Below are 15648 nucleotides of genomic sequence, written 5' to 3' on the forward strand. Positions count from 1 at the left end.
ATATAAAAAACACACACTTTTTCAGACGAAAAAGTGTGTGTAAAGTTTCAATTATTGACAATTATTTTGCGTTTTCGTAGCGGCTTGAAACTTCTTCCCAGTTTACAACGTTCCAGAAAGCATTGATGTAATCTGGACGTTTGTTTTGGTATTTCAAGTAGTATGCATGCTCCCATACATCAAGTCCAAGTAATGGTGTTTTGCCTTCCATTAATGGAGAGTCTTGGTTAGGAGTTGATGTGATTTCCAGTTCTCCGTTTGAAAGAACTAGCCAAGCCCAGCCTGAACCAAAACGAGTTTTGCCGGCAGCCGCGAATTTTTCTTTAAATTCGTCATAGCTTCCAAACTTGCTGTTGATTGCTTCACCTAAAGCGCCTGTCGGGTTTCCGCCGCCGCTTGGAGATAAAAGCTTCCAGAATAATGAGTGGTTAGCATGTCCGCCGCCGTTGTTGCGTACTGCAGTGCGGGCAGCTTCAGGAACTGCGTCCAAATTAGAAATCAATTCTTCGATTGATTTTGAAGACAAATCATCGTGGCCTTCTAATGCCGCGTTTACGTTTGTGATATACGTATTGTGGTGTTTAGTGTGGTGAATGTTCATCGTTTCTTTGTCGATGTGTGGTTCAAGTGCGTCATACGCGTAAGGTAATTCTGGTAATTCATATGCCATGATTAAATTCCTCCTTGAGTCTATTGGTCTACCTTCATAGCCTATCAAAATTTTCAGACCTACACAAACATAATGCACGGTAATTCCAGTTATTCAGACCTTTGACTGATTTATCCTGATTTAACAGCACGTGGAACTCTGCAATTGAGGAGGTCTAAATCGTGAAGAAGAATATGGCAACCATGACTGTTTGAATAATGCCTTTCGTGAAGACAGAAGTGATAAACCCGACCACCGAACCGATCCCGGACATAAACGACTTTTTCAAAGACGATTTATTCACTAAAATCTCTGCAATGATCGCGCCAAGAAAAGGCCCAATTAAAATACCGATAATCGGAATTACAAAGGGGCCAATGATCAACCCAATTGTACTGCCCCACAAACCCGCTCTCGAACCACCAAATTTTTTCACACCGAATGCATTGGCAACGGCATCCGCGCCAAACAGCAAAATGACGAATAGGCTTTGAATAGCCCAGAACCACCAAGGCAAATCACTAAAGCTAAAAAACAAGCCGTACATGATAAAACCGCCAAAGACAAATAAAACCGCAGGAATAATGGGGTAAACCAAGCCGACAAAACCGATTACGAAAAAAAGCAGGATAACAATCCAACCGATCACTTCCATTTGTATCCCCCCTAATAAAAAAAAGCTCTCTTCTATCGTGCCTTACATTTTTTAAAATGTAAAGCTAGATAGACGAGAGTCTTTTGGGTTTCGTTCAGCCTTTCGATCCCTTTAGTTAAACGGTGCAGTTATGCACGGTTACCTAAGATGGCTTCAGCAATATTTACTGAGTGATCTCCAACTCGTTCTAAGTTGCTGACGATATCAACGAACACAATTCCTGCTTGTGCTGTACATGCCCCTTCATTTAGGCGCAAAATATGCTTTTTGCGGAATTTGCGTTCCATTTTGTCGATCAGGTCTTCCTGTTCAGCTACTTCACGAGCTAGCTCGTGGCTGGTCGTATTCAATGCACTTAGTGCTTTTTCAACCGTAGCAATTGTCAATGTAAACATTTCGGTTAAGTCTTCCATTGCTTCTGCTGTGATTTTCACTTTGTTGTTTTCTTGGTAATCAACCAATTCAATGATATTTTCAAAATGGTCGCCGATCCGTTCAATATCACGAACGGTTTCCATCAACATTGTGTGGCGCGTAGAATCTGCTGCTGAAATGGATTCAGCTGAAATCAACACCAGATAATCTGTGATCTTGCTGTCCAGATTATTGATGGCGTCTTCCAACTGGTAACCCATTTCCGCATGTTTTTTGCTCTTCGTCATTAAATACGAATACGTTTCTTGCAAACCTTGGACAGAATAAGCACCCATGCGCAAAATTTCTTCTTTAGCCTGGCCAAGCGCAATTGAAGGAGATTGTTCAATAAAGTGGATATCCAAATGCTTCGGTTTAAATTCAACCAGTACTTCCTCACCAGGAATGGCTTTCGTAACCAAGTAAGCCCAAGCACCAATCAATGGGAATTGAATAAGTGTATTCGCTACATTAAAGGATCCGTGTGCAAAGGCAATCTGCATCATCGGTTCTAACGATAACACCCTTGCGATCCATTCTACATAAGCAGTAAACGGAACCAGTAAAATCAAGAAAATGACTGACCCTACAATATTGAATAGCACGTGCACTGCCGCAGCCCGGCGAGCCGCAATGGAAGTTCCCAATGCTGCAAGCACTGCAGTGATGGTCGTTCCGATATTATCACCAAACAGTATCGGAAGTGACGCTGCGAGCGTCAAGATTTCTTCGTCGTATAGCCCCTGCAAGATCGCTATCGTCCCACTGGAACTTTGAACTATTAATGTAAAGACTGTACCGACAACAACTCCGAGAATCGGAAATTCACTCAAGCTGATTGTCAAATCGATAAACGCCGGCAATTCACGCAGCGGCTTCATGCCTCCGCTCATTAATTCCATTCCGTAGAAAAGTCCGCCAAAACCAAAAATGACTTGGCCGATGTTTTGGATTTGATTTTTCTTAATGAAGAAAATCATTCCGGCACCGACAGCCATGATCGGCAAAGCGTAAGCTCCTACATCTAGCCCGATGATAAAGGCAGTTACTGTAGTACCGATGTTAGCACCCATAATGACACCAATCGCCTGTCTCAATGTCATAAATCCAGCACTTACCAACCCAACGACGATTACGGTAGTTCCTGAACTTGATTGAATCAAGATGGTTACAATAATCCCGACCAATACACCCATAAACGGATTGGTTGTAAAACGATCCAAGATGTCGCGAAGTTTATCGCCCGCAGCCTTCTGCAAAGCGTCACCCATAAACTTAATAGAGAATAGGAAAATCCCTAATCCACCGAAAAAGGAAAAGAGGATTTCTTGCCAGTTCATTTCCACGATACATATTCAACTCCTAAATTTTCTTATTCACACCTAACCTATTATGAAGAGTTTACTAAGAATTTGTAAACACCTTTATTTAAAATTTACATTCCCGTAACAAAGCGCCATTTTTTTTGCCTCTTCGCGTGGTACGATTATTGTATAGAAGAAAGGAAGAGAATCGTGAATATTTTTCAATTATTCAAAGCGAGTTTAATGGAACCTAAAAAACAAGCTGCCGTCCGTATTATGCAGATCGGCAAAATCATGCAGTATATCTTCCTCTTTATCGCACTCTTGACCCTTGTTTCTTTTATCGAATGGATTTTTGGTTTTGACACTGCCACTGGAAGCATCGAAGGTCTTATTGAATTTGTGGATGAAATTGAATGGCTGCTGTATCCTTTCGCGCTGGTATTCCTTTTTGTTTCCACTACGCTTTATCATTTCATTAAGATCAGTTTGTTTGCATTGATTGCCCTCCTCCTTTTGAATGCAAGAAAGCGTCGGGGGGAATATCGCCATTTATGGAGAACGACTGCACTCAGTGTAACCGTTCCGACATTACTGGCATTTGCTTTGAGCTTTTCTAATTTGGGCTTATGGGTTTCATTGGCTACCAGTATGTTAACAATTGTTTATTTGTACTTGGCTATCGGCTATTACCCTAAAAAGCCGCCGATGCAAAAGAAACAATTGTAAAGTTAATTTAATGTAAAGAACGCGAGGAATCAGCCGTCTTTCTTGTCTTTTGGAGCGCTGGACTGCTAAAATGGCTATAGGTAATAGAATAGAGGCAATAATTTTCGGAATTTCCGGCGATTGTTAGCTGCACACAGATGAGCCGCAAAAATTGGCCATCATTAAAAAGGAGAGATTTTTCATGAGCGAAATGACACACCGTTCAAACACACGCCCCGTAAAAGTCGGAGATTTGACGATCGGCGGCAGTAATGAATTGTTTATACAAAGTATGGCAACAACCAAAACCCACGATGTGGAAGCAACGGTTGCAGAAATCTTGCGCCTGGAAGAAGCAGGCTGCCAAATTGTTCGTGTAGCGTGCCCTGACGAACGCGCTGCTTATGCCATTGGAGCCATCAAAGAGCGCATCAACATTCCGTTGGTAGTCGACATTCACTTTGATTATAAATTGGCGTTGATTGCCATTGAACAAGGTGCAGACAAAATCCGCATCAATCCCGGCAACATTGGACGCCGTGAAAAAGTCGAAGCTGTCGTAAATGCTGCTAAAGCAAAAGGCATTCCGATCCGTATTGGTGTAAACGCGGGTTCACTGGAACGCAAAATCCTCGAGAAATATGGCTACCCAACAGCTGAAGGCATGGTTGAAAGTGCCCTTCATCACATTAAAATTTTAGAAGACCTGGATTTCCACGATATTATTGTATCGCTGAAAGCATCAGACGTCAGCCTGGCTGTCGAAGCATATGAACTGGCTTCTAAAGCGTTTGACTACCCATTGCACCTCGGCATCACGGAATCCGGCACCCTCTTCTCGGGTACCGTTAAAAGTGCAGCTGGCCTTGGCGCATTATTCGCAAAAGGCATTGGCAACACGCTTCGTGTATCGCTGAGTGCTGATCCAGTTGAAGAAGTGAAAGTAGCTCGTGAAATGCTGAAAATCTTCGGCCTTTCTTCCAATGCTGCAACTTTGATTTCATGCCCGACATGCGGACGCATCGAAATTGACTTGATCACCATCGCCAACGAAGTGGAAGAATACATTTCCCACATCAAAGCACCGTTAAAAGTGGCCGTATTGGGCTGCGCAGTAAACGGACCTGGTGAAGCACGTGAAGCAGATATCGGCATCGCGGGTGCCCGTGGAGAAGGATTGCTGTTTATGAAAGGCAAAACCGTCCGCAAAGTTCCTGAAGCGACAATGGTTGACGAGTTAAAAGTCGAAATCGATAAATTAGCAGAAGAATACTTTGCTAAACAAGCTGCAGAAAAGAAAGAACTGGAACAACAACAAGCATAAGGTTGTGAGCTGAGTGAGATACCGTTTTGGAATAGACATTGATGGAACAGTGACATCTCCAACATCGCTGATTCCTCACATAAATGAAAAGTTCAAAAGTGAACTGACATTGGACGATATTAAAGAATACGATTTGACCGCCGCCCTTCCCCATTTGGCACAAGGCGAATTTTATTCTTGGTTCCGGGATGCTGAGCACCATATTTATGCTTCTTCCCCGGTTTCCGAAAATGCCAAGACGATTTTGAATGACTGGAAAGACGAGTACGAGTTGTACTATATTTCTGCCAGAGGCGATAATGTTCGTGACATCACCGTCGACTGGTTTGCGGAACATGCCATCGCTTACGACCATATTGAATTGATCGGTTCACACAAAAAAATCGAAACAGCCAAGCGCCACAATGTCCATTTATTTTTTGAGGACAAACATGACAACGCTGTGGAGATCGCTGAAGAACTGGACATACCCGTCATTCTGTTCGATACGCCTTACAACCGGCAGCCAATTCCTACGAAAGTTATTCGCGTTTACGACTGGTTGGAAGCAAATGAATGGGTCAAAAAAGAGTTTCGTACACAAGAAACATTGAGCAGCAAATAATAAAAGCGAGAGTGGGATTTTCCACTCTCGCTTTTATTTGCATGCGGGGCATTTCCCGTATATTTCAAACTTGTGGTTGGCAATTTCATAAGCCGGCAATGCCGCTCCCAACATATCCATCGGACAAACCGGAATTTCTTTTATTTTGCCGCAGTCCATACAAATAAAATGATGGTGATGATGATCACTTTCGCATTGCATCCGGAAATGGCGCTCTCCTGATAGTTCAGTTTCCTCCAGTATGCCCAGTGAGACAAATGTTGCCAAGTTTCGGTAGACCGTGTCGTAGCTCATGCTTGGATAGTCTTTCTGCATCACATCCAATAAGTCTCTTGCAGTCAAATAGCGCTCATCGTTGGAAAACAACTCTAAAATCTGATTGCGTTTTGACGTTTCTTTATAACCATTGTCTTTCAGGATGTTCCATGCATTGGTTAAATTCATGCGATCGCTCCTTTTTTAAGTGAAACCATGATCTTTTTATAGGCCAGGACTATGAGTAATAACAAAATGGATGTAACCACAATGGTTCCGCCCGGTGCTAAATCAAAGTAAAATGCGGTAACAAGGCCCGTTATGACAGAAACTTCACCGAAAATAATCGATAAAATAATCGTTTGCTTAAAGCTTTTCGTTACTCGCATAGCCGTTGCAACTGGAATGGTCATCAGCGAGGATACTAACAGAATACCAACAATGCGCATTGAACCCGCAATGACTAATGCCGTAACAATCATAAACATAAAATGAATCCACTTTGCAGGCAAGCCAGAAGCCCGTGCATACTCATCATCAAACGATAACACAAATAATTCTTTGAAGAAAAAATAGATAAATGCCAATACTACAACTGCAATTCCTGCCACAATCAGTAAATCTTGCCTGCTGACTGCTGACACCGAGCCGAATAAATAGCCAAACAAGTCATTGGAAAAGCCTTGTGCCAAGGAAATAAAAATGGCCCCAAAACCAATTCCAGCTGACAAAATAATCGGAATCGCCAATTCTTCGTAATGTTTGTACAGGCTTCTCAATCGTTCAATCAGCACCGAACCGGCAACCGAAGCTGCAATGCCAAGAAACAATGGATTTAATAAAGCCAACGATGCAACGCTTTGGCTCAAATACAAGCTTCCAGCGATGCCGGCAAGCGTCACATGGCTTAAAGCATCCGCAATCAGTGACAGCCTGCGGACAACGATAAACACACCGAGAAGCGGAGCGATGACCCCAATGATCAATCCAGCCGCAAAGGCGTTTTGTAGAAATTCATAAGATAAAATAGCTTCAATCATGCATGGCTTCCTCCGATATGGTGAATTTTCCGGACCGAATGGCCGTACCACGCTTCGCGCTGTTCGTCGCTCATCGTGTGAAGCTGCTCTTTAAATCCATGGAAATGAATGGTCTGGTTCAAACAGGCAACGTGTGTAATCCGGTCAGTCACGGTATCGACATCATGCGTCACCAGCACCAGCGTGATATTTTTGTCGCGATTCAGCGATGCCAGCATGTCATAAAATGCTTGGACATTTTGATGATCGACTCCTACAGTCGGCTCATCCAGTATTAATATTTTCGGTTTTGCCACCAGCGCACGAGCGATGAAAATCCGCTGCTGTTGACCTCCCGACAGTTCACTGACACTGCGGCCCATAAAGTCCTGCATGCCAACTGCCTTCAGCGCTTCTGCCACTTCTTGATGAGTGGATTTTGGCAACCGGTGGAACAAACCTGTTTTCTTTGCCAATCCTCCTGCTACCACTTCTTCTACCGTTGCAGGAAATCCTGAATTGAAAGAATTGGATTTTTGGGATACATAGCCGATCCATTCGCGGTTTTTGAAATTTTTCGCATCCACACCAAAAAGTTCGATTTTCCCTTTGCTCGGCTTGATGAGTCCCAGCATGATTTTCAGCAAAGTGGATTTTCCCGAACCGTTCGGGCCAAGCACTGCCAAAAAGTCCCCTTCTTCCACTTTCATGGAAATGTTCTCGAGTGCTTTTGTTTGTTCATATTCAAAGCTAATGTCTTTAATGTCAATTAATGGCGCGACCATTGTGCCGCCTCTTTTCTAATAATAATGATTACGATTTACCTTAAGGAAGTATAGTAGACTTCGCCAGTAATGTAAATAGATTGGGCTTAAATACCTTTCCGTTTCCACTAATCTTTTTCAGTTTGCCGTAAATGAAAACTAAAAAGCTGAAGACAGTCCCGTAAATGGGGTGCGTCTCCAGCTTTAACTTCTCAATCCTGTAGTGGCGATTTTAGTTCTTCGATGGCGCCTGGGGAAAAGATGCCCGCTTTGAACATTTCAATTTCGAATGCGTAAGGCGGCTTTTTGTTTTTGGCATCCAGACCGACATAAGGCGTCTCAAGAATTTTCGGTACATGCAGCAAATCAGGGTGATGAACAATGCCGTTTAAGGCTTCAAAGCCAATTTCACCAAAGCCGATGTTTTCGTGACGGTCTTTGCCCGCTCCGCGAATATTTTTGCTGTCATTGATGTGCAGCACTTGAAGGCGATCGATGCCGACAATGCGATCGAACTCTTCGAGCACTCCATTAAAATCTTCTTTGATGTTGTAGCCTGCGTCATGTGTATGACATGTATCAAAACACACAGACATGCGCTCGTTATGGGTAACGCCATTGATGATCGCAGCGATTTCTTCAAAACTGCGGCCACATTCTGTCCCTTTGCCAGCCATCGTCTCAAGTGCAATATTAACGGGATAATCCTGTGTCAATACTTCATTTAAGCCTTCAATGATTTTAGCTATGCCGGCTTCTGCCCCAGCTCCAACATGAGCACCCGGGTGCAAAACGATTTGTTTTGCTCCAAGCGCTGCTGTCCGCTCAATTTCTTTTTGAAGAAATTCAACGCCATGCGCGAAGGTCTCAGGTTTTTGAGTATTGCCCAAATTGATGATGTAGGGTGCATGAACCACGATATTTGTTAAGTTATTGGCAGCCATATGGGCAAGCCCTGCGTCAATGTTCAACTCTTCAAGTGGCTTGCGGCGCGTATTTTGAGGGGCACCGGTATAGATCATGAATGTCGATGCTCCGTAAGAAGCGGCTTCTTCACTTGCTGCTAGCAGCATTCCTTTGCCGCTCATTGATACGTGAGATCCTAATAGCATGAAACTATCTCCTTACTTTTTGCGATTTTTGCGTCGTTCCATTTTTTTAATTTCATCCATTTTCCACTTCATCTTCTTCTTGTACATTGGTTTTACAGCTTTTGGCTTGTGAACCATTGTTTTTGCTTTCGCATCTGCTTCGTTCGTTTTTCTTGTACGTGTTGTCCGGCTGTGGCGTTCTTTCAAATCCACAAATTCCCCTTTGACAACGTCTTTTTGCTGGAAAGGAATGCCCATTTTTTCAATCCGTACAATGGCATCATCGTCTTCCGGTTTGAACAATGTGATGGCGACGCCTTTCATCCCTGCGCGAGCTGTACGGCCAACACGGTGAATAAAGAATTCCAGGTCTTCCGGCAATTCGTAGTTAATAACGTGGCTGACGCCTTGAATATCAATTCCGCGCGCTGCAAGGTCTGTCGCTACGATGTATTGGTATTCCAAGTCGCGGATCTGGCGCATCATTTTGACGCGCTCGCGTGGTGCTAAATCGCCATGGACACGGCCGACACGAATGCCTTCTCTTGCCAATTGGTCAGCCACATAATCTGCATTGGTGCGTGTATTGACGAAAATGATCGCCAAATACGGATTGATGACTTTCATAACGTCTTGTAGACGTTCCATTTTCTTTTTGCTGCGAACAGGCACTAAATAGAAATCGAGGCCGTCTGCTGTTGGGCGTTTATCGCCAATTTTCACATGGACCGGTGATTCCATGTATTTCTTCAAGAACGGTTTTAATTTTTCCGGGATGGTTGCTGAAAATACATACATCTCCAGGTCATCCTGCATTTTGCCGGCTACCTGATCGATTTCTTCAATAAAGCCAAGGTCAAATGCCAGATCTGCCTCGTCTACTACCAGGATTTTTCCCGTGTGGACAAGAAGGGCATTTTCTTTGACTAAATCTTTCAGGCGACCAGGTGTCCCAATTACAATATGCGGCTGTGTTTTCAATTTGTTGATGGAACGTTGCTTGTCTGTTCCACCAATAAACGATTTCACTTCAATGCCGGATCCGACAACCAGTTTCTGCAGCTCATTGAAGATCTGCGTTCCTAGTTCACGTGTTGGTGCTGCAATTACCGCCTGCACTTCCTGTTTACTGACGTCGATGCGTTCTACGATCGGGATAATGAAACTATGCGTTTTTCCAGTCCCTGTATGGGATTGGCCAATCGCACTTGAGCCTTTCAATATATGGGGCATCATTTCCTTTTGGATCGGTGTCGGTTCTGTAAACCCGAGTTTTTCTACCGCTTCCAATAGGAAGGGTTTGAATGGATATTCGTTGAATTTTGTCATGGGATAGAATTCCCTCCTTACGCTCTAGACATTATAGCATAAAATAATGCCTTTACGCGATGCAACTTTTGTAAACATGCGCCGTCTCCGTTATAATGAATGTATGATTTTGAAAGGAGCGCGGTACTTGATGAAGGTTATGAAAATATCGCCAAGAGGATATTGTTACGGAGTGGTCGATGCCATGGTCATCGCGAAAAACGCTGCAATGGATGAAACGTTGCCACGCCCCATTTATATACTAGGAATGATTGTCCATAATAAACACGTGACAGATGCATTTGAACAGGACGGCATTATCACGTTGGACGGCACCAACCGCCTTGAAATTTTGGAGAAAGTGGAAACCGGCACTGTGATTTTCACGGCACACGGCGTTTCTCCGCAAGTACGCGAACTGGCAAAACGAAAAGGTCTTGTCTCAATTGATGCAACTTGCCCGGACGTCACCGTGACGCATGACTTGATCCGCGAGAAGACAGCAGACGGCTATCAAATCGTCTATATCGGAAAAGGCGGACATCCGGAACCGGAAGGCGCAATTGGCGTTGCTCCGGATATGGTCCACCTCGTGGAAACAGTTGAAGACGTTAACCGTTTGGAATTGGATTCTGAAAAAATCATTGTCACCAACCAAACCACAATGAGCCAATGGGACGTTGTAGACATGATGAAACGCTTGAAAGAAAAATTCCCGCATTCTGAAGTCCACAAAGAAATTTGCCTGGCTACTCAAGTGCGTCAGGAAGCTGTAGCACAACAAGCTGGCGAAGCGGATTTATTGATCGTCATTGGCGATCCAATGAGCAATAACTCCAACCGCCTGGCACAAGTGTCGCAGGACATCGCAGGTACACCCGCTTACCGCATTTCCGATTTGTCGGAATTGAACTTGGACTGGCTGGAAGGCGTTGAAACAGTCGGCATTACAGCTGGTGCTTCGACACCGACACCAATCGTCAAAGAAGTAATGAAATTTTTGGATCTTTTCGATCCGGCAGACCCAGAGACACATGCATTGACACGCTCTGTGCCGCTTAACAAAATTCTTCCAAAAATCAAGCACCCGAAACCTTCAGAACGCATCGAGCCGTATCCTGTAGGCGAATAAAAAGAAGGCTGCCCCAAAAGTTAGTTTCCTGACTTTTGGCTGCAGCTTTTTCTTTATGTGTAAACCGGTTAAATATGTAACATGCACGGCAGTTGAGTTAAGGAATCGAGTGTTAAAGTTGTCTTAATATGTTAAAATAAGTTAATTCATAGAATGGAGGGATACTGTGTTTGAGGTATTTGTAAAAAAAGTTAATTCTGATATCGTGATTAGATGGCTATTAACAAAGATCACCATTCCAGTAGCTGATATTTTAGCAGTGACCACAGATGATACGTATGGCGGAAAAGAAAAACAGGCAATCAGAATCGGAACGCCGTATGCCACAACAGATAGAGTCGTGATCGTCACAAAGAAAAGCACGTATATCTTATTTACAACCAACTATCTGTCGATACAACAAAAGCTAAACTCGTATATTAACCCAATTTAATAAATGCGCTGTTAAAATGTGTTGGCAATCAATTCTGGTAAACAAAGGCATCTTTCTGCATTCATTTTTAAAATCTTTCCAAAGCATTCTAAACACTTCACGGCCGTTCGCTAATCTCCAAATACTTTAACGAATTGATTTCTGAATGACCAAAACAAAAAGAAGAGGCCGCTGCCTCTTCTTTTTAAATGAACCGGAAAGGTTCTGTATGGATTTTTGATGGCAAATATTCACATTGCCAGTTCGGCTGTTGCTTCGCCATATGATCCACTACCCCTTGGATCATCACTTTTTCCACATGATGGCCGGGATCAATAATATTGAGGCCAATCGCCTGTGCGTCCTGTGCAACGTGGAAGTACATATCACCCGTTACATAGGCATCCGCACCAGCACGTTTGGCTTGTTGAATGTATTTATTGCCATCCCCGCCCAATACTGCCACTTTTTTGACGGTGGCATTCGGATCTCCGACCATACGAAGAGCCGGCACGTCAAGCTGCTGCTTGGCCCATTCTGCAAACTCCTTTAATGTCATAGGGGCCTCAAGTGTTCCCACACGGCCCAACCCCATCGCGACTTCTTTGTTTTCCAATGTAAAGACATCGTATGCGACTTCCTCATAAGGATGTGCCGCGAGCATTGCTTTGATGATCCGGTCTTTTTCGTTTTTGCGGACCACGACTTCCACTTTCGATTCAGCCGTTACTTCCATTTTTCCAGCTTCCCCAATGTAAGGATTGGCCTCACTTGTTGCTTGGAAACGGCCAGTTCCGGACAGCGTATAACTGCAATATTCGTAATTACCGATGGCACCTGCTCCTGCTTTGCCTAATGCTTCCCTAATTGCATCCTCGTGGCTTTCTGGAACAAATACAGCAATCTTGACCAGCTCCGCTTCAAATGTTGGCACTAGCACACTGGTATTCATCAACCCAAGAGCGCCTGCCAATAAATCATTGACCCCGCCTGTGGCCACATCCAAATTGGTGTGGGCAGCGTAAACCGCAATATCAGCCTTAATCAGCTTCTCCATCAATCGTCCTTGCGGGAAATCAGTTTGCAAGTTCTTTAATGGGCGAAAAATGGGCGGATGGTGAGCAATGATCAGTCCAGCCCCTTTGGTTATCGCTTCATCGACCACTTCTTCGTTGACATCCAAGGTGATCAGAACCCGTTCAATTTTTTTGTTTAAGGTTCCCACATGCAAACCAATCGGATCGCCTTCCATGGCTAAGTATTTGGGCGACCATTTCTCGAATTCTGCGATAATTTCTTGACCGTTAGGAATTTTCACGCTGCAACACCTCTTCTACTAACTGGATTTTCTCAATCAATTCCTGTTTTTTCACCATGATCTCTTCTGTTTGAGCAGTGGATTCCATAGAAGCAACAATTTTTTTCCATTGGCCGCTCTCGCGTTCCCACTTTTCATGGAAAATTTTTGTTTGTTCTTTCAGCAGTTCTGGACCCATCAATAATTGCTGCGGTGTCCATATGACAGTTGATGAGGCTTTTTCAAGCACCAAAATTTCGTAGATTTTTTCATTTTCTTTTAAAATTTCTTCTTCAACAATGGTCCAGTTGTTTGCAGTTGCCCATTCACGGATAGATTTCGCATGGACGTTCGGCTGCAAAATCAAGCGTTCTACGCCGGCAAGGCGCTCTTTCCCCTGTTCCAAGATGGAACAAATCAACGGGCCCCCCATGCCCGCAATCGTCACAGCGGTTATGTTGTCTGCCGGGTAGATGGCATCAAGTCCACTTGCCAGTCTGACTTGAATTTTTTCAGCAAGCCCCTCCTGCTGAACTTGTTTTTGAGCGGATTCATAAGGACCTTTAACGACTTCTCCTGCGACGGCTTTATCCACCACGCCATTTAATACGAGATGACAAGGCAAGTAAGCATGGTCGCTGCCAATGTCAGCAACTGCTGCACCTCTGGGTACGTAATGGGCGACTCTTGTCAGCCGTTGTGATAATTGTTGAGCATTCATTCAGATCCTCCTAACTTGACAGAAAAACCCTTAGCTCCAGAAGAACTAAGGGTTTTTAGATGCTATTCGAGTGATAGAACCCACTCAGCCATCGCTGCTGCGTTCTCTTCTTCTACAAGTCCGCCTGGCATCGTGCCTTTACCATTGATCAAAATGTCTTCGATGTCTGCTTGTGGAAGCTCAGTAGCCACTAATGATGGACCTACTCCGCCTTCATAGCTTGAACCGTGACAAGAAATACAGTTTGCCTGTGCGTGTGCTTCAGGATCGAAATCGCCAGCGGCTGCTTCTCCGCCTTCTTCACCTTCGGCTGCTTCTCCGCCGCCTTCTTCTTCTGCCGCTTGTTCTTCTGCGATTTCAGCTTCGTCGCTAACTCCTTGTACTGATAAGAAGAAAATGAGACCAATACCGAACGCCATGATTAAGATATAAGGTACAATTGCATTTTTTTGCATCTGTTAACCCTCCCTCTACTATGTTCTGCTAGATGATATTATTCGTATCATTCATTATTGTACTGTATTATCCGTGAAACGAAAAGTCTTATCAGATAACTTTTCCTTGTTTGTGACAAAAACGGTAATTAAATTGACTTGAGGTGCATCTACAGACAAGTTTCCTCGCTGGATTTCCAATAAAACTTATTTTAAAAAATCTTTTGCATCAGAAAGGCCTTGCAGTTCGCAAGGCCCGCTCTCCTTTATTTAGCAGCCAATTTGGCGCGCAATGACCATGCGCTGAATTTCAGAAGTGCCTTCACCAATTTCCAGTAATTTGGCATCACGCATATAACGCTCCACTTCGTATTCTTTCATGTAGCCATAACCGCCGTGAATCTGAATTGCTTCATCTGCTACTTCCATAGAAATTTCCGAAGCGTACAATTTCGCCATGGAAGCTTCTTTTGTGAACGGTCTGCCTTGGTCTTTCAACCAAGAAGCTTTGTAAACCATGTTGCGGGCCAGTTCAATTTTCATCGCCATATCCGCCAGCTTAAACTGAGTGATTTGGAATTCAGACAAAGGTTTGCCAAATTGCTTCCGTTCTTTCGAATAAGCCAAGGCTTTATTAAATGCCGCCTGGGCGATCCCTACGGCCATTGCTGCAATGCCAATGCGGCCGCCGTCTAATGTCACTAAGAACTGCTTAAAGCCCTCTCCACGGACGCCCAACAAGTTTTCTTTTGGCACCCGGACATTTTCCAGAACCAATTCTGTCGTATTGGAGGAATGCAGCCCCATTTTCTCGTAGTTGTCAATAATGGTAAACCCTTCGGCATCCGTTGGTACAATAATGGCACTGATCTCCTTTTTGCCGTTGTTCATTCCGGTAATCGCTGTGATCGCCAAGTGCTTGGCATGGCTGGCATTGGTGATGTAGACTTTCGAACCGTTGATGACCCAGTCGTCGCCATCTTCGACCGCACGGGTTTCCGTACCTCCAGCATCAGATCCGGCATTGGGTTCTGTTAACCCGAAAGCACCGAACGATTCACCGGTACAAATCGGCGTCAAGTATTTTTCTTTCTGCTCTTCAGTTCCAAATAAATTCAGCGGCGCTCCGCCAAGAGAAATATGTGCAGAATACGTGATTCCTGTGGACGCACAGGCACGGCTCAATTCTTCTGTCACAATCGCAAAACTGGTCGTATCTGCTCCGGCACCACCGTACTTTTCATCAAATGGCAAGCCCATCATCCCCATGTTGGACAACTGTTTGAAAATTTCAGTCGGAAATGCTTTGGAACGGTCACGGTCAATGGCACCGGGTGCCACTACTTTATCCGCAAATTCTTTCATGGTCTTTTTGATCATCTGCTGTTCTTGTGTCAAATCGAAATCCATTTGTGTACATCCCCTTTGTTATGAATACGCTTACACTTTTCATTATATAGGGAAAATTAAGTCAAACTCAAGCTTTAACCTGATTTCCTTTTTTTCTTCACCACAAAAAACCACTTCCAGATTTTCTGGAAGTGGCTTAGCGAATAG

General features: G+C 44.0%; 17 protein-coding genes. 5 read left to right on the forward strand and 12 right to left on the reverse strand.

Annotation, left to right across the window (positions count from 1 at the left end):
- Positions 1 to 61 precede the first annotated feature (61 nt).
- The 3 genes from AC4EG4_RS07420 to AC4EG4_RS07430 all read right to left on the reverse strand — a co-directional run bounded on the left by AC4EG4_RS07420 (position 62) and on the right by AC4EG4_RS07430 (position 3064).
- Entirely contained in the window at positions 62 to 670 is a 609-nt protein-coding gene (locus tag AC4EG4_RS07420; protein WP_490978637.1) for a superoxide dismutase, read from the reverse strand.
- A 154-nt stretch (positions 671 to 824) separates the two neighbouring features.
- Positions 825 to 1304 (reverse strand): DUF456 domain-containing protein, encoded by a 480-nt coding sequence (locus AC4EG4_RS07425; RefSeq protein WP_490978638.1) that lies wholly within the window; start codon positions 1302 to 1304, stop codon positions 825 to 827.
- Positions 1305 to 1432: 128 nt separating this feature from the next.
- Positions 1433 to 3064, reverse strand: a complete 1632-nt coding sequence (locus tag AC4EG4_RS07430) for a Na/Pi cotransporter family protein (RefSeq protein WP_490987426.1) — start codon at positions 3062 to 3064, stop codon at positions 1433 to 1435.
- Positions 3065 to 3232: 168 nt separating this feature from the next.
- Here AC4EG4_RS07430 and AC4EG4_RS07435 point away from each other — a divergent pair, with 168 nt between their 5' ends.
- From AC4EG4_RS07435 to AC4EG4_RS07445, 3 genes are all read left to right on the forward strand, one after another.
- Positions 3233 to 3751, forward strand: coding sequence for a DUF1189 family protein (locus AC4EG4_RS07435; protein WP_490978640.1), 519 nt, complete (start codon positions 3233 to 3235; stop codon positions 3749 to 3751).
- A 181-nt stretch (positions 3752 to 3932) separates the two neighbouring features.
- Positions 3933 to 5054: a flavodoxin-dependent (E)-4-hydroxy-3-methylbut-2-enyl-diphosphate synthase gene (gene ispG / locus AC4EG4_RS07440; protein ID WP_142827814.1), complete on the forward strand. Its 1122-nt coding sequence runs from the start codon at positions 3933 to 3935 to the stop codon at positions 5052 to 5054.
- 13 nt (positions 5055 to 5067) lie between these two features.
- Positions 5068 to 5658, forward strand: a complete 591-nt coding sequence (locus AC4EG4_RS07445) for a hypothetical protein (RefSeq protein WP_490978641.1) — start codon at positions 5068 to 5070, stop codon at positions 5656 to 5658.
- A gap of 33 nt (positions 5659 to 5691) precedes the next feature.
- Here AC4EG4_RS07445 and AC4EG4_RS07450 read toward each other — a convergent pair whose 3' ends face one another.
- The 5 genes from AC4EG4_RS07450 to AC4EG4_RS07470 form a co-directional block, all read right to left on the reverse strand.
- Positions 5692 to 6102, reverse strand: a complete 411-nt coding sequence (locus tag AC4EG4_RS07450; RefSeq protein ID WP_490978642.1) for a Fur family transcriptional regulator — start codon at positions 6100 to 6102, stop codon at positions 5692 to 5694.
- Complete coding sequence (locus AC4EG4_RS07455; protein ID WP_490978643.1) at positions 6099 to 6953, reverse strand: metal ABC transporter permease; 855 nt, start codon at positions 6951 to 6953, stop codon at positions 6099 to 6101. Before AC4EG4_RS07455 ends, AC4EG4_RS07450 begins: the two co-directional genes overlap by 4 nt.
- A complete protein-coding gene (locus AC4EG4_RS07460; RefSeq protein WP_490978644.1) occupies positions 6950 to 7717 on the reverse strand; it encodes a metal ABC transporter ATP-binding protein in 768 nt (255 codons plus the stop codon). The genes AC4EG4_RS07455 and AC4EG4_RS07460 overlap by 4 nt, the downstream gene beginning before the upstream one ends.
- A gap of 191 nt (positions 7718 to 7908) precedes the next feature.
- Positions 7909 to 8808: a deoxyribonuclease IV gene (locus tag AC4EG4_RS07465; protein WP_490978645.1), complete on the reverse strand. Its 900-nt coding sequence runs from the start codon at positions 8806 to 8808 to the stop codon at positions 7909 to 7911.
- Between the two features lie 12 nt (positions 8809 to 8820).
- Complete coding sequence (locus tag AC4EG4_RS07470; RefSeq protein ID WP_490978646.1) at positions 8821 to 10116, reverse strand: DEAD/DEAH box helicase; 1296 nt, start codon at positions 10114 to 10116, stop codon at positions 8821 to 8823.
- 130 nt (positions 10117 to 10246) lie between these two features.
- Between AC4EG4_RS07470 and AC4EG4_RS07475 the strand changes: the two genes are divergently transcribed.
- A complete protein-coding gene (locus AC4EG4_RS07475) occupies positions 10247 to 11227 on the forward strand; it encodes a 4-hydroxy-3-methylbut-2-enyl diphosphate reductase (protein ID WP_490978647.1) in 981 nt (326 codons plus the stop codon).
- Positions 11228 to 11393: 166 nt separating this feature from the next.
- The gene (locus AC4EG4_RS07480; protein WP_490987427.1) at positions 11394 to 11660 is read left to right on the forward strand and encodes a SunI/YnzG family protein; all 267 of its coding nucleotides are present in this window, start codon (positions 11394 to 11396) and stop codon (positions 11658 to 11660) included.
- 184 nt (positions 11661 to 11844) lie between these two features.
- Here the strand turns inward: AC4EG4_RS07480 and AC4EG4_RS07485 are convergent, their stop codons facing one another.
- The 4 genes from AC4EG4_RS07485 to AC4EG4_RS07500 form a co-directional block, all read right to left on the reverse strand.
- On the reverse strand, positions 11845 to 12957 hold the full coding sequence (locus AC4EG4_RS07485; protein ID WP_490978649.1) for a Nif3-like dinuclear metal center hexameric protein: 1113 nt from the start codon (positions 12955 to 12957) through the stop codon (positions 11845 to 11847).
- Positions 12944 to 13657, reverse strand: a complete 714-nt coding sequence (locus AC4EG4_RS07490; RefSeq protein ID WP_490987428.1) for a tRNA (adenine(22)-N(1))-methyltransferase — start codon at positions 13655 to 13657, stop codon at positions 12944 to 12946. Before AC4EG4_RS07490 ends, AC4EG4_RS07485 begins: the two co-directional genes overlap by 14 nt.
- Before the next feature lie 62 nt (positions 13658 to 13719).
- Positions 13720 to 14112 carry a cytochrome c550 gene (gene cccA, locus AC4EG4_RS07495; protein ID WP_490978651.1) on the reverse strand — a complete coding sequence of 131 codons (393 nt, stop codon included), beginning with the start codon at positions 14110 to 14112 and terminating at the stop codon, positions 13720 to 13722.
- A gap of 249 nt (positions 14113 to 14361) precedes the next feature.
- On the reverse strand, positions 14362 to 15501 hold the full coding sequence (locus AC4EG4_RS07500) for an acyl-CoA dehydrogenase (protein ID WP_490978652.1): 1140 nt from the start codon (positions 15499 to 15501) through the stop codon (positions 14362 to 14364).
- Between the last annotated feature and the right edge of the window lie 147 nt (positions 15502 to 15648).

The sequence above is a fragment of the Planococcus sp. TJ-201 genome, from assembly GCF_058268495.1.